Source organism: Mesorhizobium sp. M0715, assembly GCF_040320355.1.
In the GTDB taxonomy this organism is placed as follows: Bacteria; Pseudomonadota; Alphaproteobacteria; order Rhizobiales; family Rhizobiaceae; genus Mesorhizobium.
The window spans coordinates 1-19,915 of sequence record NZ_JAMYPL010000001.1; the positions used below are offsets into that span (position 1 = coordinate 1).

Sequence of the window (19,915 nt, forward strand, 5' to 3'; positions counted from 1 at the left end):
TGCTGTCAGTATCAAAAATATAGCGTTACATAACCAAATAATTCCTCCGGGTTGGGGCTCTATTGCCCTGTCTCCGTTTTTTGCCGGCTGGGGGCCCGGCTGGCGTGCCCCCCGCGGCGCGTTGCTTTCGCTCAGGCCGCGAGCCGGGCGATGCGCTGCAATCGCCGCAGCGTGGTGTCGTCCTGCAGCGCCTGCTGGAAAAGCGAAATCTCCTGATCGATGCGGTCGCAGAGGGCCTCGGTGTTCCCCTTCAGCAGGCCGCGCGTCTGCAGCAAGGCGGCGACCGGCTTCTTGACGAGTTGTCTTGCCCGGCCGAGGGCCGCCTCCTCGACGGTGCCTCCCGGCACGATCTCCGCGACAAGGCCGAGCGCCCTGGCATCTTCGGCGCGAAGCGTGTCGCCGAGGCAGAAGAAGCGGAAGGCACCGGCATAGCCGAGCTTCTGCGGCGCCAGGATGCTGGTCGCCGCATCCGGCACCAGGCCGAAATCGACGAACGGCACCCTGAACGTGCTCTCATCGGACGCGATCACCATGTCGCAATGGAACAGGATGGTGCAGCCGACACCGACGGCATCGCCATCGACGCAGGCAAGGATGGGCTTTGGAAACGTCGCCAGCGTGCGGAACAGGTCGGTGACGGCGGCGATCAGTTTCTGGTGCTTGGTGGCGTCGAGGAATTCGGAGAAGTCGCCGCCCAGGCAGAAACAGCCTGCCAGGCCGCGCAGCACGACGACGCGAACCTCCTCATTGTCGGCGGCTTCATGGAAGGTCCTTGCCAGGCTTTCATAGGCCCTCCTGTCCAGCACCGGCCGGCCGTCGCTCGACGACACGGTGACCACCAGCGTGTGGTTGCGAAGTTCAGGTTGCGGGTGTGTGCTCATGGCTGTCTCCGATCTCATGACGCACGCCTTTGCCCGAGCATGTCGGGATATCCCCTGGCCAGCACGGGAGCAAAATGATTGCGGCGCGACCGCACCACATCGAGGGTGTGTTCGTTGAAGGTCAGCAAGGTGGCGACGACCTGCTGGTTGCCATAGGTGCGCTGATAGCCCAGCGGGGTCGCCAGGAAATGCAGTTGCAAGGCGCGCAGCACCCACATCGGCTCGAACTCGATGATCACCTTGTCGACGCCGCGCTTCAGCCCCCACTCGACGAAACCGGCAATCAGTTCGGTGCCGACGGTCGAAACGCCGCGACGGCCGTCTCGAAAACCGGGAGCCACCGCGTAGCGGGTCAATTCCCAGATGTTTGGACCTGATGGCGGCGTTCCTTCGGAAAGATCGGTCAAGACCTCGGTCAGCAGATGTGGCCGCGTCGTCGGCAACATCCTCTGATAACCCGCCACTTCACCGCCCCTGATGACGATCTGATGGACCGCCTCGTCGTGATCGAACTGGTCGAGTTCGAGCCCGTCGGGGCGCCTGAGGTCATCCCACCCCATCTCTTCGACGAATATCTTGTAGCGCAACCGATGGACGGCCTCCCAAAGGTCGGGACGTTCCATCAATTCCTGGGTTGTAAGGGAAAAAAGCATTCCGCCGTCTCCTGCGTTCAGAGGAAGATACGGCCGTGCTTTGATGAGAAAATTGCGTGATCGCGTAGGCAAAAATTCCAGGTCGGCACGGCCGACCTAACTAATGTAGCCGCGCCGTATCGCTTCCGCGACGGCCTGCACCCTGTTGACGGCACCTAGTTTGCTTTTGGCGTTAAGAAGATGTTTCTCCGAGGTGTGTTCGGAAATGCCGAGGATTTGCGAAATCTCCCATTCGGACTTGCCGACGGCGGCCCATTGCAGGCATTCGCGCTCGCGCGGCGTCAGCACGATATGATCGATGATGCTGTTCGCCATGGTGTGGAGTTGCATGGCGCGGCCGACCGCGTAGGTCGAGACCAGCGACACCTGGCCGAATTCGGCGACGGACAATTCCACGGCCTCGCCGCCGAGCGACACCATGACGATCTGGCCGTCGAGCGTGATCAACGGAAAGGCCAATCCATCACGCAGTTTGAAGGCGCCGGCATCGCCCATCACTTCGCCGCTGCTCTTGTCGATCCGGATGCCCTGCGACGCCTCGTGCCATTGGAAGGGCGCCTGCAACTGTTTCATATGGCTGACGACTGGGTCATGATCGACATAGTTGCGCGCGACATAGCGTTCCAGCCACTCTCCCGGCCAATCGCAGAGAAGCACATGCTGCTTTTGCTGGCCGGCCGGCGTGCCTGGCTGCGGTACGGTTCCCGCCATCAGCGCGGTGAGGCCGAAATCCGATGTTATGCCCAGCAGCCTTTCACAGACCGCCGCCGCCGTTGCGGCGTGCTGCAGTTGGTCTATGTATTCCAGCGTGCGATCGAACTGACCCATCGCAACATCAACCCCATGTTGCCTCGTGCATTGCGGCCAATGATGCGTGCCTGATTTACACTTCGCCACCGACCACGGATTGCAAATCGCATACTTATTTTGTGGCTTCCCTCACCGAGGCGGCCGGAGCTGATTTGCAAACCGGTTGAATCATATCCTGAAATCGGCGGGTTGAAATCAAAAACCATTGTGCCTGTACCATTTTCGTACCAAAACCGGTGCGAGCACGACTGTGGCGGAGTTTTATCTTGGCGTTCCGGTGGAGATCCTTCGCCTTTGCGATGCTGATCGGATTGCTGTCGTTCGCCGACGGCGCGCGCGCCGCGGCGCCTCAGGTTCCGATGCTGTGGGATGCCAAGGAGCGGCTGCCCAAACCAGACCTTTCGACGCTGCCCCGGCTGAGATTCCTGACCACCACGGACTTCCCGCCCTTCAACTTCCTCGACGGTGCGGGAAAGCTGTCCGGCTTCCATATCGATCTGGCACGCGCCATCTGCGCCGAGCTTGGCATTGTCGAAAAATGCCAGATCCAGGCCCTGCCCTGGGCCGAGCTGGAAGGCGCACTGCGCAAAGGCGAAGGCGAGGCGATCATCGCCGGCATCGCCGCAACACCGGAATCGCGCACGACCTACGCATTCTCGCGCTCCTATCTACAGTTTCCAGCGCGCTTCATCATGCCGAAGAGCAAGGCACTGACCGAGCCCATCTTTGACGAATTGCACGGCAAGCGTGTCGGCGTGATATCAGGCTCGGCGCATGAGCGCATGCTGCGCGACTATTTCAGCACGGTTCAGGTCATCCCTTTCGACAGGCCGGAAGACCTCTATGCCGATCTCAAGGCCGGCAAGGTCGACGCCGCCTTCGGCGACGGCATGCGCCTGGCTTTCTGGCTGGGCGGCTCGGACGCGGCGGGCTGCTGCCGCTTTGCCGGCGGGCCCTATCTGGCGCCCGAATATCTGGGCACTGGCATGGCCATCGCCACCAAAGCGGACAATCCGGCGCTGGCCGCCGCGATCGATTACGCGCTGCAGGAAATTTCGATGAAAGGCACGTTCGCGGAATTCTATCTGCGCTATTTTCCGGTGAGCTTTTTCTGATCCGGTTCCGGTCAGCTTTGCCGGCCTGAGCCGAATCTCAACAACGCCCGGCCAAGGACTTTCAGGTCATCGTGCGCAGCCGCGCCTTGGCCGCGCGGCCGATGGCAGCAACCGTCAGCGTGTCGAGGTCGAGCTGCCGCCGGATCAGCTGCAGCACCCGCACCTCTTCCATGCGCATTTCGAGGTCGACGGCGGCAACCTCGAAGGCGGCGGCATAGGCGGTATCGCGCAGCCGCTCAGGCAAGACCTCGGCGACTTCAGCCAGCACGCCCTCCAGCCCATGCTTTTCGTGCAGGCGCTTCTGGCAGTCCTGGGCGACGCCGACAAGCCTGTCGTGGTTGAAGTCCTCGAACACCGGCCAGGAGCGGACGACCTCGCCGATCCGCGCCAGTTCGACATCGGTCATGTCGCGGTCGGAGGCCGAGGTGATGACCATCAGATAGATCAGGGCTTCATGAGGTGTCGGCAATTTTTTCTCCTCGAACCGGACCTCGAAGTTAGGAACGCCCATTCTGCACCGCAAGGAAAAAGCGCCGCACGCGTTGACGCTCCGGCGCTGCACGCCTAGAGACCGGTTGAAAAACCCTTGCTGCGGCCCGCCTTCGGGCCGGCAAATGATTTGGAAAACTGTGACATGGCGGGATCAAACATCATCGATCTCAACCCCGAGCTACTGGCGGCCGCGACCGAAAGCAAGGCGTGGCCGTTCGAGGAGGCCAAAAAGATCATCGAGCGCTACAAAGGCGCCGACTTCCCGCAAACAGTCCTGTTCGAGACCGGCTACGGGCCGTCCGGCCTGCCGCATATCGGCACGTTCGGCGAGGTGGCGCGCACCTCGATGGTGCGCCATGCCTTCCGCGTCCTGACGCAGGACAAGGTCGCGACCAAGTTGCTGTGCTTTTCCGACGATATGGACGGCATGCGCAAGATACCCGACAGCGTGCCGGACCGCGCCGCGCTCGAGCCGCATCTGCACAAGCCGCTGTCGTCGGTCCCCAACCCCTTCGGCGGCGACTATGCGAGCTTCGCCGACCACAACAACGCGATGCTTTGCCGCTTCCTCGACACGTTCGGCTTCGACTACGAGTTCGCCAGCGCGACGCAATACTACAAGGCCGGCCGTTTCGATGCGATGCTCAAGCGCGCCGCCGAACGCTATGAGCAGATCATGGCGGTGATGCTGCCGACGCTCGGGCCCGAGCGGCAGGCGACCTACAGCCCATTCCTGCCGATCTCGCCGAAGAGCGGCCGGGTGCTTTACGTGCCGATGAAGCATGTCGACGCCGAGGCCGGCACCATCACCTTCGACGACGAGGGCACCGAGACCACCCTTTCGATCACCGGCGGCCGCGTGAAGCTGCAGTGGAAGCCGGATTTCGGCATGCGCTGGGCAGCGCTTGGCGTCGATTTCGAAATGTTCGGCAAGGACCACCAGACCAATGCGGTGGTCTACGACCGCATCTGCAACATTCTGGGCGGACGGGCGCCGGAGCATTTCGTATACGAACTGTTCCTCGACGAGAACGGCCAGAAGATCTCGAAGTCGAAGGGCAACGGGCTGACCATCGACGAGTGGCTGACCTATGCGCCGACCGAAAGCCTCGGGCTCTACATGTACCAGCGGCCGCGGCAGGCCAAGAAGCTGTATTTCGACGTCATCCCGCGGGCCGTGGACGAATACTATACGTTCCTGGCCGCCTATCCCCGCCAGGACTGGAAGGAACGGCTGGGCAATCCGGTCTGGCATATGCATGACGGCAACCCGCCCGCGATCGACATGCCGGTGCCGTTCTCGCTGCTGCTCAATCTGGTCAGCGCCTCCAACGCGCAGAACAAGGATGTGCTGTGGGGGTTCATTTCACGTCATACGCAAGGCGTGACGCCAAAGACGCATCCCGAGCTCGACCGGCTGGTCGGCCATGCGATCCGCTATTTCGACGATTTCGTGAAGCCGACGAAAACCTTCCGGCCCGCCGACGAGGTCGAGCGCGAGGCGCTGGCAGCCCTCGACGAAGCGCTTGGCGCGCTGCCGACGGACGCCAGCGGCGAAGCGATCCAGAACGCCTCTCTCAATGTCGCACGCAGGATCGAGCGCTATCAGGATCATTCCAAGCAGAGCCCGGAAGGCGGCCCCGGCGTATCGGGCGCCTTCTTCCAGATGATCTACCAGGTGCTGATCGGCCAGGAGCGCGGCCCGCGCTTCGGCTCGTTCGCAGCACTCTATGGCGTTGCCGAGACACGTGCGCTCATTGAGCGGGCGCTGGCTGGTCAGCTGGCTTGAGCACGCCATCGACCTCTTCGAGGATCGAACCCGGCGCCTGAGGCGCCGGGCCGGGCGCGGCCGGCATCGCCGGCATGCCGGACAGATCGGGCGCCGATCCGAAAATGCCCTTCTTCGCCGTGCGCGCCTTGTCGCCGGCCTCGATATAGGGGCCGCCCTTGGCGGCGCGCGCCCAGCCATTTTCGACCAGCCACTGACCGACATCCTGCTTGCCGATCCGGCACTCGGCTGCGATCAGGTCGCGGCCACCTTGTGGCGGCACCGTGCAGACCACCGCGCGGCCGCGCAAGAAGGCGCGGAACGCCGTCCGCGCCCGGACGCCGCACGGCCAGGACTTGCCGTCCTCGCTGCAGGTCTCGTCCTGCCTCACGATGTCGATACCGGAAACCGCGACCGAATAGCCCTTCGCTTCGATCAGGCCGGCGGCCGGCGCAACCGGCTGGAACAGCTTTGTGCCGTTCCAATCGTCGGGCATTTTCGGCTTGGGCGGCACAGCCAGCGCGAGCTTGCTCAACGGCTCGCGCGGCTCGACCCGTTCAAGCCCGTCGGCGGGCAGTTCCGGCGGCGCGACGATTTCGGGATCGATTGCCCTTGAATGCGGCCCCGGCTTCGGCGGCTGTGGAGCTGCCATGGCTGAGGTGGCCGGCTCCCGCGGCACCGTCCCGGCAGCCTGCTGCGCCATCGTATCGGCGCCCGGATCAAGCTGGTCCACCGTGACGACGCTGTCGCTTCCTTTCAGCGTGCGACCGCCAGCGACGACCATGGCCGCCATCACAGGGAGCAACAGAACCGCCAGCGCATGATGGAGAAGCCGCACCAGCCTGACCTATTGGCTTGCCCAGACAATCCGTGCCACCCACTCGACATCGCGCATGGGAATGTCGCGGTCGGGATGATCGGGATTGAGCGAGACCAGCGCAATCGACTTGACGCTCTGGCGCTCGAGCACCTTGGCCATCACCTCACCTGATGTGGTCTTGACAACGACGCGATCGCCCTTGCGGGTGACGGCGCCCGGTTCGACGATGAGGACGTCGCCATTGCGGTAGAGCGGCAGCATGGAATCGCCCTGCACCTGCAGCGCGTAGGAGCTCTCGGTCGATTGCGCCGGCAGTTCGACCAGATCCCAACCCTGCCCGACTGGAAAGCCGGCATCGTCGAAGAAGCCGCCTGCGCCGGCTTGGGCAAAGCCGAGCAACGGCACGGAGCTTCTGCGGGCGACCGAAGCGGCATTGCTGGTCGAAGCACCATTGCTGATCCCGGGCCGGCCTTCGATCAGACTGGTGAATTCGTCGAGTGAGGCGCCCGTCGCCTCGATGATCTTGGCCAGTGATTCGGTCGAGGGCCAGCGCGGCCGGCCATCCGACGACAAACGCTTCGACTTGTTGAAGGCAGTGGAATCGAGCCCCGCACGCTTGGCCAAACCCGAGGCCGAAAGCGAATAGCGCTTGGCAAGAGCATCGATGGCAGCCCAGACTCGGTCGTGCGAGAGCATGCTCGCTCTCCTTCGGTGCAGGAAAAAATACCTTTCCCTTCTAGTCTTGGAATGTCGTTTTGTCCACCGGTCGTGGAGTGGTTGCAAACGTTCCCGTCGATCGCGGAAAGTCCGATTACCGGGATCGATCGACGCCCTTGGCCAAGCTGCGCAGACCCTGGTGCGATGTCATGAAAATCCGCTCCGTTTGCGTCGGTGGCCGCGGGTTCACGGCACGACCAAGTGCCGCAACGACCTCGTCAATCTCAAGGAAGTTGCGAGCCTTGCGATCGTAGACGCCGGCTGTCGTCAGGATCAACGCGGCCGTCTCGCCATTGTCGAGGACGAAGCGGTGCTTGCCGACAACCTGGGTGCCTTCCCAGGTCTCGATCGAGGACACCACTTCGAAGCGGCGCCACAGCCTGATCTCGCGTGCATAGACCGCCTGCAGTCCGCCCATCATCGGCGCCCAGCCATTCTTCCTTGCCAGCGTGATGAGGCCTGCACGAACAAACAGGTCGATGCGGCCGAGATCGGCCAGCATCATGTAGCGCGCATTGTTGAGATGGATGTTGAAATCGATGTCGGTCGGCAGGCAGCGGAAAGCCAGCCGGCCTTCGCCGCCCATCACATAGGGGCCACGGCTGCGTGCCGTGGCCATCATGCGCACCATGCGCGCCCAGACATACATTACAGCGCCGCGCGTCCTCTTGGACGCGCAAAGGACGCTGTAAGACTCCTGATTTTACCCATGCGTCAGGCTGCCTGCTTCACGTCGCCTTTCGCATAGGGATCGAAGCGCTGGTAGAAGGTCTCGCCCTTCTCGGCCATGTCGAGCAGCAGCTTGGGTGCCTTGAACTCGGCGCCGTATTTCTTCTGCAGGTTCTTGGCGATCTTGACGAACGCCTTGGCGCCGATGCCGTCGATGTAGGACAGCGCACCGCCGGTGTAGGGAGCGAAGCCGAAAGCGAGGATCGAGCCGACATCGGCCTCGCGCGGGTCGGTGACGATGCCTTCTTCCATCACCCGCGCCGCTTCCAGCGCGATGGTGACCAGCAGCCGCTGCTGCAGTTCCCCATAATCGACCTTCTCGGGTGCAAGCTGCGGATAGAGATCCCTAAGGCCCGGCCACAGCTTCTTCTTGGCGGGCTTTGCCGGGTAATCGTAAAAACCCTTGCCGTTCTTGCGGCCGAAGCGGCCGTGATCGTCGACCATGGTGTTGATCAGCGCCATCTGCTTGGGATCGACCGCCTTGTCGCCCAAATCCCTGATGGTCTGCTTCATGATCTTCTGGGCAAGGTCGATGGCGGTCTCGTCGGTCAGCGCCAGGGGGCCGACCGGCATGCCGGCTGCCTTCGCCGCGTTCTCGATCATCGGCGCGGGAACGCCCTCGATCAGCATCTTGTAGGCTTCCGACATGTAGCGCAGCACGCAGCGATTGACGTAGAAGCCGCGCGTGTCGTTGACGACGATCGGCGTCTTCTTGATGGCGCGAACGAAGTCGATCGCGGTGGCCAGCGCCTTGTCGCCGGTCTTCTTGCCCAAAATAATCTCGACCAGCATCATCTTGTCGACCGGCGAGAAGAAATGGATGCCGATGAAATTCTTCGGCCGCGCAGAATTCTTCGCCAGGCCGGTGATCGGAATGGTCGAGGTGTTCGACGCGAAGATCGCCGATGGCTTCAGCACGGCTTCCGCCTGTTCGGTGGCGCTCTTCTTCACGCTCGAATCCTCGAAAACGGCCTCGACCACCAGATCGCAGCCGGCAAGGTCGGCATAGTCCGCCGTCGGCGTGATCAGCGACAGCAGTTTGTCCTTGTCCTCCGGCTTGGCGCGGCCCTTCTTAACCTGATCCGAGATCAGGCCGTCGGAATGCGCCTTGCCCTTGGTCGCCGACTCCAGATCACGGTCGAGCAGCACCACCGGGATGCCGGCCTTGGCGGTGACATAGGCGATGCCCGCGCCCATGAAGCCGGCCCCGAGAATGCCGATCTTCTTGAATTTGGTTTCCGGCACGCCGGCCGGGCGGCGGGCGCCCTTGTTCAGTTCCTGCAGCGACACGAACAGCGAGCGGATCATCGCCGCCGCTTCCCTGGTCTGCATGATCTCGGTGAAATAGCGCTGCTCGATGCGCAAGGCGGTGTCGAACGGCACCAGCAGGCCTTCATAGACGCATTTGAGGATCGCGGCGGCGGCCGGATAATTGCCGTAGGTCTCGCGACGCAGGATGGCGATGGCCGGTGGCCACAGATTGGCGCCCGCCACCGAGTAGATCGGGCCGCCGGGCAGCTTGAAACCTTTCTCGTCCCATGGCGCCACCGGCTTCAGGCCATTCCTGATCATCGCCTTGGCGGTCTCGACCAGTCTGACCGGCTCGGCGATCTCATGGATCAGGCCCATAGACTTGGCTTTCTGCGGCGACAGTGTCTGGCCGGAGGTCAGCATCTGCAGCGCCTGCTGCTGATCGGTCAGCCGCGGTACGCGCTGGGTGCCGCCGGCGCCGGGGAAGATGCCGATCTTCACCTCGGGAAGCGCCATTTTTACCTTGTCGCTGTCGGCGGCGACACGGCCGTGGCAGGCGAGCGACAATTCGAAGGCGCCGCCCATGCAGGTGCCGTTGATCGCCGACACCCACGGCTTTCCGCAAGTTTCCAGCTTGCGGAACAGGCCGGTCATCATGCCGGCATTGTCGAACAGCGCCTTGGTCGCCTTTTCGGCGTCCTTGCCCTTTTCCGCAGCGAAGGTCGTCAGCATCTTCTGCAGCAGGGTGATGTCTGCACCGCCGGAGAAGGTATCCTTGCCGGAAGTGATCACGGCGCCCTTGATGGCGGCATCACCAGCCACCTTGTCGACAATGGCGTTCAATTCCCGCATCGCCTCTTCGGTGAAAACGTTCATCGAGCGGCCAGGCATGTCCCAGGTGACCAGCGCAATGCCGTCGGCGTCGATGTCGAGGGTGAAATTGGTGTAGCTCATCGTTTCTCTCCCCGTCAGACGCGTTCGATGATGGTTGCGGTTCCCATGCCAGCGCCGATGCACAGCGTCACCAGAGCGGTGTTGAGATCGCGGCGCTCGAGTTCGTCCAGCACCGTGCCGAAGATCATCGCGCCGGTGGCGCCGAGCGGATGACCCATGGCGATAGCACCGCCATTGACGTTGATCTTGTCGTGATCGATGTCGAACGCCTGCATGTAGCGCAGCACCACCGAAGCGAAGGCTTCGTTGAGCTCGAACAGGTCGATGTCCGAGAGCTTCATCTTGGCGCGCTTCAACAGCTTCTCGGTGACGTCGACCGGGCCGGTCAGCATCAGCACCGGCTCGGAGCCGATGTTGGCGAAGGTGCGGATGCGGGCGCGCGGCTTCAGCCCCATCGCCTTGCCCGCCTTCTTCGAACCGAGCAGCACGGCGGCGGCGCCATCGACGATGCCGGAGGAATTGCCGGCATGATGGACGTGATTGACCTCTTCCACCTCGGGATGCTTCTGCACGGCGACGGCATCGAAGCCGCCCATTTCGCCTGGCAAGACGAAGGACGGGTTGAGCGAGGCCAGCGACTGCATGTCGGTGGACGGGCGCATGTGTTCGTCATGGTCGAGGATGGTCAGGCCGTTCTGGTCCTTGATCGGGACGACGGAATTCTTGAAGCGGCCATCGGCCCAGGATTTGGCGGCGCGCTTCTGGCTCTCGACCGCATAGGCGTCGACGTCGTCTCTGCTGAAGCCGTATTTGGTGGCGATCAGGTCGGCCGAGATGCCTTGCGGCACGAACCAGCCGGGCAGGCCGACCGAAGGATCCATGAACCAGGCGCCGCCCGAGGCGCCCATGCCGACACGCGACATCGATTCGACGCCGCCGGCAATGACGATCTCATCGGCGCCCTGCGCGATCTTGGCGGCGCCGAAATTGATGGCGTCGAGCCCGGAAGCGCAGAAGCGTGAGATCTGCATGCCGGGCGCCTTGGTGTCGTAGCCGGCCTCGAAGGCGGCGGCGCGCGGAATGACCGAGCCGGCTTCGCCGACCGGATCGACGCAGCCGAAGATGATGTCATCGACATTGCCGGTGTCGAGCCCATTGCGGTCGCGCAGCGCCTCGAGCGTCTTGGCGGCAAGCCGCACCGCCGGCACCTCGTGCAGCGATCCGTCCTTCTTGCCCTTGCCGCGCGGTGTGCGCACAGCGTCATAGACATAAGCTTCAGCCATTTGCTTGCTCCTCGGGTTTGCCGGTCGTTGCCCTCAGAGAGAGCGGCCGATCAGCAATTTCATGATCTCATTGGTGCCGCCGTAGATGCGCTGGACGCGAGCGTCGCGGAACATGCGGGCGATCGGATATTCATTCATGTAGCCATAGCCGCCATGCAGTTGAAGGCATTCGTCGACGACTTTTCCCTGCAGGTCGCTGAGCCAGTACTTGGCCATCGACGCGGTCACAGGATCGAGGCCGCCGGCGATGTGGCGGGTGACGCAATCATTGTAGAAGACGCGGCCGATGGTGGCCTCGGTCTTGAGTTCGGCCAGCTTGAACTGGGTGTTCTGGAAATCGATGATCGCCTTGCCGAACGCCTTGCGCTCCTTGACGTAACGAATAGTCAGCGCCAGCGCCCGCTCGATCATGGCGATGGCACCGGTGCCGATCTGCAGTCGCTCCTGCGGCAGTTGCTGCATCAACTGTACGAAGCCCTGCCCTTCCTCGTGGCCGAGCAGGTTGGAGGTCGGCACGCGCATGTCGTTGAAGAACAGCTCCGACGTGTCGTTGGCCTTGAGCCCGATCTTGTCGAGGTTACGGCCGCGCTGAAAACCTTCGACCTCATCGGTCTCGACGACGATCAGCGAGGTGCCCTTGGCGCCCTTCTCCGGATCGGTCTTGGTGACGACGATGATGAAGTTCGCAAGCTGCCCATTGGTGATGAAGGTCTTGGAACCGTTGATCTTGTACTGGTTGCCATCCTTCTGCGCCCGCGTCTTGACGCCCTGCAGGTCGGAGCCGGCGCCGGGCTCGGTCATGGCGATGGCGCCGATCAGCTCGCCGGTCGCCAGTTTCGGCAGCCATTTCTTTTTCTGCTCCTCGGAGCCGTAGTGGAGGATATAAGGGGCGACGATCGAATTGTGCAGGCCGATGCCGAACCCGTCGACACCGACATGGCCGATGGCCTCGATGATAGCGCTCTCATGCGCGAATGTGCCGCCGGAGCCGCCATATTCCTCCGGCATCGAGGCGCAGAGCAGGCCGGCGGAACCTGCCTTCAGCCAGCTTTCGCGATCGACCATCTCGTTCTTCTCGAACTCGTCGTAGCGCGGCGCGATCTCCTCCGACATGAAGCGATGCGCCATGTCGTAGAGCATGCCGACCTCGTCCGCCGCCCAGGCGGGCTTCGGAAGGCCAAGGATTTCAGCTGGGTTGGTCATGCTGGTATGATACTCCTCCCGAGATGCATCATCGAAGCTGAAGTCGGCGCACTGCCGCAACGACCCCTCCCGGCCCTTCGGGCCACCCTCCCCTCGAGAGGGAGGGGGACGCAGGTCATCTTTAGAACGCTTCCGCCGGCAGTGCCATCAATGTGTCGGCGCCGCTCGAAATGCGGGCGAGATGCGCCGACGTCTCCGGCATGATCCGCTCCATGAAGAAGCGCCCCGTCACGACCTTGTTGTCGTAGAAAGCCACGTTGTTTTCATAAGAGGATTGCGCGCCATTGGCGCCCGTCTTGCCAAGTGCCACCTTGGCCATCTGCGCCCACATATAGCCCAGAGCAACCAGGCCGAAGAGATGCATGTAGTCGGTCGAGGCCGCACCGGCATTGTCGGGCTTGGCCATGCCGTTCTGCACCAGCCACATGGTCGCCGCCTGCAAATCGTTAAGACCTTTCTTCAGCGCCTTGGTGAATGGCGCCATTTTCTCGTCGGAGCGGTTCTCCTCGCAGAACTCACCGACCTCCTTGAAGAAGGCCTGCACGGCGCGGCCGCCATTCAGGCCGAGCTTGCGGCCGACGAGGTCGAGCGCCTGGATGCCGTTGGCGCCTTCATAGATCATGGCGATGCGGGCATCGCGCACGAACTGGCTCATGCCATGCTCTTCTATGTAGCCGTGACCGCCGAACACCTGCTGCGCCATGACGGCGTGGTCGAACCCTTTGTCCGTGAGCACGCCCTTGACCACCGGTGTCATCAGGCCGGTGTAGTCGTCGGCGGCCTGGCGGTCCTTGTCGTCACCCGAGCGGTGAGCGACATCGGACTTGATCGCCGTCCACAGCGCCAGCGCGCGGCCGGCCTCGTTGAAGGCTTTCATGGTCATCAGGCTGCGGCGGATGTCGGGATGGACGATGATCGGGTCGGCCTTCTTGTCCGGCGCCTTCGGCCCCGACAATGAGCGGCCCTGCAAACGGTCCTTGGCGTAGGACACGGCGTTCTGGTAGGCGATCTCCGACAGCGAAAGCCCCTGCAGGCCGACGCCGAGGCGCGCCTCGTTCATCATCGTGAACATCGCCTTCAGGCCGCCATTGGCCTCGCCGAGCAGCGCGCCCTCAGCCTCGTCATAGTTCATGACGCAGGTCGAATTGCCATGGATGCCCATCTTCTCCTCGATCGAGCCGCAGGAGACGGTGTTCCTGGTGCCCGGATTGCCCGACGGGTCGAGCTTGAGCTTCGGCACGATGAACAGCGAGATGCCCTTGACGCCTTCCGGCGCGCCCTCGATGCGGGCCAGAACCAGATGGACGATGTTGTCCGACATGTCGTGTTCGCCGGCCGAGATGAAGATCTTCTGGCCTGAAATTTTATAGGTGCCATCGCCGTTCGGCACCGCCTTTGTCCGCAACAGGCCGAGATCCGTGCCACAATGCGGCTCTGTCAGGTTCATGGTGCCGGTCCAGGCACCCTCGATCATCCTCGGCAACCATGTCGCCTTCTGCTCGTCGGTGCCGTGGGTGATGATCGCGGCGATCGCACCCTGCGTCAGGCCCGGATACATCATCAAGGACATATTGGCCGAGACCATATATTCGGCGACAGCGGTGTGCACGGCATAGGGCAGGCCCTGGCCGCCGAACTCGACGGGTGCGGCCAATCCCATCCAGCCGCCCTCACGATACTGGTCGAAGGCCTCCTTGAAGCCTTTCGGCGTGGTCACCGAGCCATCGTCGTGACGCACACAGCCTTCCATGTCGCCGACACGGTTCAGCGGATGCATGACGTTTTCGGCGAGCTTGGCGCCTTCGGCGAGGATCGCCTCGAGCACATCGGGCGTGGCATCGGCAAATCCGGGAAGGTTCGAATAACGCTGATAACCCAGAACCTCGTTGAGCACGAACAGCGTATCCTGGACCGGAGCCCTGTATGTCGGCATGCTTTTCTCCACCCTGCAAACCCGGTCCGAATACCCCCAAGACAGGCCAGGGCGGCATGCGGACCCATATTGGGAGCGGATAGCAAAAATTGACGTGTGCGTAAACGTCAATTTTTTCGATGCGACAAGATTCCCCGCCCACTGGAGCAATGAGCGTAGCGGCGCGACGTTGCGCAAGCCAGCGCCGAAAGGCCATAAGAGTGGGCCAGGACAACGAAAAGCCGCGTGGCAGGCCACGCGGCTTTGATCGTCAGACAATTGGCGGAGGACTTAGCTGGCGGCGCTCGCCTGCGGTGCCGAACGCTCGCTCAGCATCTGTCGCACCGCCGACATCGAGCCGCTCAGCTCGTTGATGGCGTCGTCGATCAGCGCCTTTTGCTTCTGCAGGCGGGCAAGCTGCTTTTCCGACTTGTCCAGCGCAAGCTTGAGCTGCTTGGTGTTTGAACCGGTCGGATCGTAGAGATCCATCATCTGCTTGACGTCGCGCAACGAGAACCCGACCTTGCGGCCAAGCAGGATCAGCTTGAGGCGGGCCTTGTCGCGGCGCGTGTAGAGACGGGTCGAACCGTCGCGCTGCGGGTTGAGCAGGCCTTTGTCTTCGTAGAAACGCAGCGTGCGCAGCGTCACTCCATATTTCTTCGCCATCTCGCCGATGCGGACGAGGTCCTCGCCGGCTTCGGCAGACATATTGGTATTGGCCGCGGTCTCGCCGGCCGAGATAAGCTTCATGGTCACTGGCTTCCCCGTCTGGTGGCGTCGCGGTCCCGGACCGTGCGTCGCCTGACTGGAAGCGGGGGCCTGCTTCCAGTCGTGGTTTCAACAAACAAATCGCAAACATGCGCTCAATGCGCCTTTTACGTTTACGTCAATTCTATACCGATTGCCGCATGATGACGCAAGGGCGTTCTGCGCGCCGCCCTTTATGCCGCACCGTCAGGCCAGCAGCCGACATCCTTTCAATTTCTTAAGTTTGGTTAACGCGTTGTTTACCACGTTGGGGGAAATGTGGGCGCGTCGGCTACCCGTGTTTATCCTGTATCGAATTTTTCACGGTTTTTCGGAGCGCGGGCGAGAGCCCGGGAAGCTCGTCTTCCGCCGCGGCATCGCCGCCGGTCGCCTTCGTTCCGATAGGGACCTGGGGGAACTGGCCGCGAGCCAGCCATTCTGAAAGACGGACGCACCGATGAACAGCAAGCGGTCCTATCTCGATACACTCAATGCCGGCAGGCAGCGCAGGCCGCAGACCACGCTCGAGCAGTTGAACCAGTCGCTGGAGACGCTGGAGCAGCGGCTGGAGCGGACGCGCGAGGATCCGATGGCACGTCCCGATCCCCGCCAACCAGATCTGCGCCAAACCGATCCCCGCCAATATGCTGCCGACGCGCGCTATCCCGCCGCCCGGCCCTCTGGCCAGCAGCGCTGGTATGAGGACCCGCAGCCCGCGCCGCGTCCGAAGAGCCCGCTGCAGGGAGCCGCCGCTTTCGAGCAGAATTACCAGGCCATTGCCCGCGATATCGATCGCGTGCGCGGCCAGGAGGATGGCGTTGCCATGGTCGGCAAGATCGCCGGCGAATTGCGCGGCATGCGCGAGGAACTGCGCCACCAGATGACCGCAGGTCTGCAGCGGGAATTCGAAGCGCTGCGCAAGGACATCGAGCGGGCTTTCCAGTCAGGCGCAAGGCCCGGTGCTTTGGCCAAGGGCAGTGCTGAACTCGGCCTTGAGTTCGAGCGGCTTTCGGGCGCCATCCAGACCCTGGCCGAGAAGAGCGACGACAGAAGCGTCAACATGCTGCGGCTCGAACTCGAACAGGTCAAAGCCGCACTCGACACGCTGGCACGCGAAGAGAGCGTGCAGAAGGTCGACCGCCGCTGGGACGATTTCGATCGCCGCTGGACGGCGTTCGAAGACCGCGTCGACGCCGACCAGCGCAAGCGCTCGGACGACCCGGGCCTGTCTGCTCTGACGGCCCGGCTGGAGCAAATCAGCAATGCCGTCAACAATTTGCCGGAATCGTTGTCGCTGCGCTCGCTGGAGGAGAAGGTGCGCACGCTTGCCGGCGCTGTCGACCATTTCGCCAGCCAGCAGGACAATCGCGGCAGCGACACACTTGGCATGATCGACGAGCGGCTGGACGAGATCTCCCGCGCCATCGTCGCATCCACGGTCGCGGCGCAAGCCAATTCATTCGACCACGAGGCTTTCGAGCGCATCGAGAGGCGGATCGACTCGCTTGCCAGCCAGATCGAGGAAGTGGCGCAGGATCGTCCAGGCAACGCGGTCATGGACCGGCTGAGCACGCTGTCCGGTCGGGTCGACGAGCTCGGCGGTCGCGCCAATCTGCCCGAGCAGGCGATGGAGCGCCTGGCCAAGCAGATCGCACTCATCGCCGACAAGATCGACCAGGCGCCCGCCATGCCTGACGCCGACTACATCTTCCATGGGCTGGAGCAGCGCTTCGACGTGCTGTCGAGCATGATGGAACGCCGCCAGGGTGACGCCATCGAACAGGGCAACATGCTGTTCCGCGATCTCGAGCGCAGACTGGACGAGGTTGCCGACAGGCTCGACCAGCGCATGCCGCAGGTCGACAGCGCCGGCATCATGGAAGCCATCGATGCCCGCTTTACGGCGCTCGCCAAGCGTATGGAAACGCGTGTGCCCGATCCCGCGGGCGAAGCCGCGATCCGCGGCCTGGAGAGCCGGCTCGAAGACATTTCAAGCCGGCTGGACGCGTCGGCCGCACAGGTCGCCGGCATCGATCCGGCGCTGATCCGCAGCCTGGAAGCACAGGTTGCCGGCCTGTCCGCTCATCTTTCCAAGCCCAGCACCCCGCTGCCGGAATTCGAGGACATCAGCCCGCGTCTCAACGAAATTGAAAAGTCGCTCGCAGGAACCCGCGATTCCATCCTTGGCGCGGCGCGCGAAGCGGCCGAGAACGCAGTGCAATCGCTGGCCGGTTCGAGCGCCAATACGACCGCGGTTTCCGGCCTCGCCCAGGATTTGAAGACACTTGAAACGCTGACGCGGCGCTCCGACGAGCGCAATTCGAGAACGTTCGAGGCCATCCACGACACGTTGCTCAAGATCGTCGACCGGCTAGGTTCGCTCGAACCCGGCGAGCCGGTCGAGGCGATGAGCGAATTGCTGGATGCGGCACCGGCCGAGCCGAGCAACTGGCGCGGCGCCCGGCGGCCCAAAATGGCTGTCGACGCGCCGTCGATGGATATCGATCAGCCCCTGCCATTGACCGGGGACATGGCCGATCTCGATGGCCGTGCCGCCGCCATCCTGCGCAACGAGCCGAGTGCGCGTGGCGACCTGGGTACGCGTGGCGACCTGGGTACGCGTGGCGACCTGGGTATTGGTATCGGCACGCGCACGCCTGCCGAGGCTGCGGCGGCGGCTGCCATGGCCGCGCTCGGTTCGGACACGATCGCCGAGAAAGGCGAACAGGCAGGCGGCCGCAAGTCGTTGTTCGGTGGCCTGGCTCGCGCCTTCAAGGGCAAGAAGGAGGCGGACATGCCGCCACTGGCCGGCTCGGCGCCGAGTGCCCCGATCCCGAGCGTCGATCTCGACGAGCCGCTCGATCCGAAAATGGCCAACCGGCCGCTGGAGCCCGGCTCCGGCGCACCTGACCTCAATGCCATCATGAAGCGCGTGCGTGACGAGCGCGGCCAGCCGGCCAAGCCCAGCGACACCGATGCCGCCAAATCGGATTTCATCGCCGCGGCCCGGCGCGCGGCGCAGGCCGCGGCCGCCGAGGCCGATGCGCTGAAGCGCCAGTCGACGGTGACCGGACCGGTGAAGGCGCTGCGGATCGGCGACCTGCTCAAGGCACGGCGCAAGCCAATCCTGATGGGGACAACCGCGATCCTGCTGGCGCTGGGCGCTCTGCAACTGGGCAAGGCCTTCTTCGCTGATCCGGCCCAGGTGGCGAGCAACGATGTCGCGCCGATCGTCGCCTCGCAGCCGGTGCAGACCGCCTCGCTCGATGCCGCGAGCCAGCCAAAGACGGACGCGCAGCCCGCGGCAGTGGAAAGCGCGCCGGACCATGCCGTCAGACAGGCCGAGCCGTCCGCACCGGCAACCAAGGACGACATGGCCGCGCAAAGCATGATTGCCACGCCGTCAGGCGCCGAGCCGTCGATGGGTGCCGCGCCGACCGCCGAGCCGGTTCCGGCGCCCGTCGCCTTGGCCACATCGGCCGATGCGAACCCAGCGGTGTCCGAGACAACAGCCCCGGCTGCGCCGCCCTCGACCGTTCCGGTCGCCCCGGAAGCTGCCGATACCGACACCGGCATCCAGCCTATGGCGGCAGAGCCGACCATCGCCAAGGACACCACGGGCGCGGTTCCGCCGGTGGACGCTTCGCCGGCGACGACGGCAAAGTTCGACATTCCCGCTGACGCCGGCCCGCCCGCCTTGCGTGATGCCGCCGCCGGCGGCGACGCCAAGGCGCTGTTCGAAATCGGCTCGCGCTATGCCGAGTCGCGCGGCGTCAAGGAAGACATGGCGGCAGCGGCCAAGTGGTACGAGAAATCGGCGGAACTCGGCTTCGCGCCGGCCGAATACCGCATCGGAAATTTCTACGAAAAGGGCGTCGGCGTCGCGCGCGACATCAAGAAGGCGAAGACCTGGTACCAGCTTGCCGCAGCACAGGGCAACGCCAGCGGCATGCACAATCTAGCCGTCCTGTTCGCCATGGCGGCAGACGGCGTGACCGACAATGAATCGGCCGCGCACTGGTTCCAGGCGGCGGCCGATGTCGGCGTCAAGGACAGCCAGTTCAACCTCGGCATCCTCGCCGCTAAGGGCGTCGGCATGAAACAGAACCTCGAGGAATCCTACAAATGGTTCGCGCTTGTCGCCAAGACCGGCGACAAGGATGCGGCGGCCAAGCGTGACGAGATCGCCAATGCGCTGCGGCCCGAGCAGCTCGAACGCGCCCGCGCCGCGACTGAGCTGTGGAAGGCCAAGCCGTTGGATGCGGCGGCCAATTCGGCCGACATTCCTGAATCCTGGCAGGACGGCACACCGCAGACGACAGCCAGCATCGACATGAAGAAGGCCGTCCAGAACATCCAGCGCATTCTCAACAAGAACGGCTACGACGCCGGCGGCGCCGACGGCAAGATGGGCCAGAAGACGAAGACCGCGATCATGGCTTTCCAGACCGACAACAAGATGCCGGCGACCGGCGAAGTCGATGAAAAACTGGTCAAGGCGCTGCTGGCGCGCAAATAACGGCGGAGGCGTCGTTTCCACGACGCCTCTGCCACACATTCGCCTGTTAACTGATTGAGATGTTTTTTGTTTCGGCGGCGTAGCGCGGTTTGACTTCGCAGCACCTCCGGCGCAAGAACGA

General features: G+C 63.4%; 15 protein-coding genes. 3 read left to right on the top strand and 12 right to left on the bottom strand.

Translation table 11 applies throughout. The annotated features are described in order from the left end of the window. Positions 1–131: 131 nt before the first annotated feature. The 3 genes from NKI21_RS00005 to NKI21_RS00015 form a co-directional block, all read right to left on the bottom strand. Positions 132–881 carry an enoyl-CoA hydratase-related protein gene (locus NKI21_RS00005; protein ID WP_013533649.1) on the bottom strand — a complete coding sequence of 250 codons (750 nt, stop codon included), beginning with the start codon at positions 879–881 and terminating at the stop codon, positions 132–134. 14 nt (positions 882–895) lie between these two features. Further along, entirely contained in the window at positions 896–1,534 is a 639-nt protein-coding gene (locus NKI21_RS00010; RefSeq protein WP_013533650.1) for an acyl-homoserine-lactone synthase, read from the bottom strand. A gap of 96 nt (positions 1,535–1,630) precedes the next feature. Then, the gene (locus NKI21_RS00015) at positions 1,631–2,362 is read right to left on the bottom strand and encodes a helix-turn-helix transcriptional regulator (protein ID WP_352439624.1); all 732 of its coding nucleotides are present in this window, start codon (positions 2,360–2,362) and stop codon (positions 1,631–1,633) included. Between the two features lie 248 nt (positions 2,363–2,610). On the opposite strand from NKI21_RS00015, the gene NKI21_RS00020 reads away from it, so the two are divergent. Next, complete coding sequence (locus NKI21_RS00020) at positions 2,611–3,459, top strand: ABC transporter substrate-binding protein (protein WP_352439625.1); 849 nt, start codon at positions 2,611–2,613, stop codon at positions 3,457–3,459. Between the two features lie 61 nt (positions 3,460–3,520). Here the strand turns inward: NKI21_RS00020 and NKI21_RS00025 are convergent, their stop codons facing one another. Then, the gene (locus NKI21_RS00025; protein ID WP_352673608.1) at positions 3,521–3,970 is read right to left on the bottom strand and encodes a tellurite resistance TerB family protein; all 450 of its coding nucleotides are present in this window, start codon (positions 3,968–3,970) and stop codon (positions 3,521–3,523) included. 123 nt (positions 3,971–4,093) lie between these two features. Here NKI21_RS00025 and NKI21_RS00030 point away from each other — a divergent pair, with 123 nt between their 5' ends. Then, entirely contained in the window at positions 4,094–5,740 is a 1,647-nt protein-coding gene (locus tag NKI21_RS00030) for a lysine--tRNA ligase (RefSeq protein ID WP_352439627.1), read from the top strand. Here the strand turns inward: NKI21_RS00030 and NKI21_RS00035 are convergent. The 8 genes from NKI21_RS00035 to NKI21_RS00070 all read right to left on the bottom strand — a co-directional run bounded on the left by NKI21_RS00035 (position 5,706) and on the right by NKI21_RS00070 (position 15,278). Next, positions 5,706–6,557, bottom strand: coding sequence for a thermonuclease family protein (locus NKI21_RS00035; RefSeq protein ID WP_352439628.1), 852 nt, complete (start codon positions 6,555–6,557; stop codon positions 5,706–5,708). The genes NKI21_RS00030 and NKI21_RS00035 overlap by 35 nt on opposite strands. A 9-nt stretch (positions 6,558–6,566) precedes the next feature. Beyond that, positions 6,567–7,235, bottom strand: a complete 669-nt coding sequence (locus tag NKI21_RS00040) for a S24 family peptidase (protein ID WP_352439629.1) — start codon at positions 7,233–7,235, stop codon at positions 6,567–6,569. Positions 7,236–7,350: 115 nt separating this feature from the next. Continuing rightward, on the bottom strand, positions 7,351–7,905 hold the full coding sequence (locus NKI21_RS00045) for a thioesterase family protein (RefSeq protein ID WP_023811352.1): 555 nt from the start codon (positions 7,903–7,905) through the stop codon (positions 7,351–7,353). 65 nt (positions 7,906–7,970) lie between these two features. Further along, positions 7,971–10,190: a 3-hydroxyacyl-CoA dehydrogenase NAD-binding domain-containing protein gene (locus NKI21_RS00050; protein ID WP_352439630.1), complete on the bottom strand. Its 2,220-nt coding sequence runs from the start codon at positions 10,188–10,190 to the stop codon at positions 7,971–7,973. Positions 10,191–10,204: 14 nt separating this feature from the next. Further along, the gene (locus tag NKI21_RS00055) at positions 10,205–11,413 is read right to left on the bottom strand and encodes an acetyl-CoA C-acetyltransferase (RefSeq protein ID WP_352439631.1); all 1,209 of its coding nucleotides are present in this window, start codon (positions 11,411–11,413) and stop codon (positions 10,205–10,207) included. 33 nt (positions 11,414–11,446) lie between these two features. Further along, on the bottom strand, positions 11,447–12,616 hold the full coding sequence (locus NKI21_RS00060) for an acyl-CoA dehydrogenase family protein (RefSeq protein ID WP_023811355.1): 1,170 nt from the start codon (positions 12,614–12,616) through the stop codon (positions 11,447–11,449). A gap of 121 nt (positions 12,617–12,737) precedes the next feature. Further along, entirely contained in the window at positions 12,738–14,549 is a 1,812-nt protein-coding gene (locus NKI21_RS00065) for an acyl-CoA dehydrogenase (protein ID WP_352439632.1), read from the bottom strand. A gap of 270 nt (positions 14,550–14,819) precedes the next feature. Then, positions 14,820–15,278 (bottom strand): MerR family transcriptional regulator, encoded by a 459-nt coding sequence (locus NKI21_RS00070; RefSeq protein WP_128304373.1) that lies wholly within the window; start codon positions 15,276–15,278, stop codon positions 14,820–14,822. 454 nt (positions 15,279–15,732) lie between these two features. Between NKI21_RS00070 and NKI21_RS00075 the strand changes: the two genes are divergently transcribed. Next, the gene (locus NKI21_RS00075; RefSeq protein ID WP_352461275.1) at positions 15,733–19,794 is read left to right on the top strand and encodes a peptidoglycan-binding protein; all 4,062 of its coding nucleotides are present in this window, start codon (positions 15,733–15,735) and stop codon (positions 19,792–19,794) included. Positions 19,795–19,915: the final 121 nt, after the last annotated feature.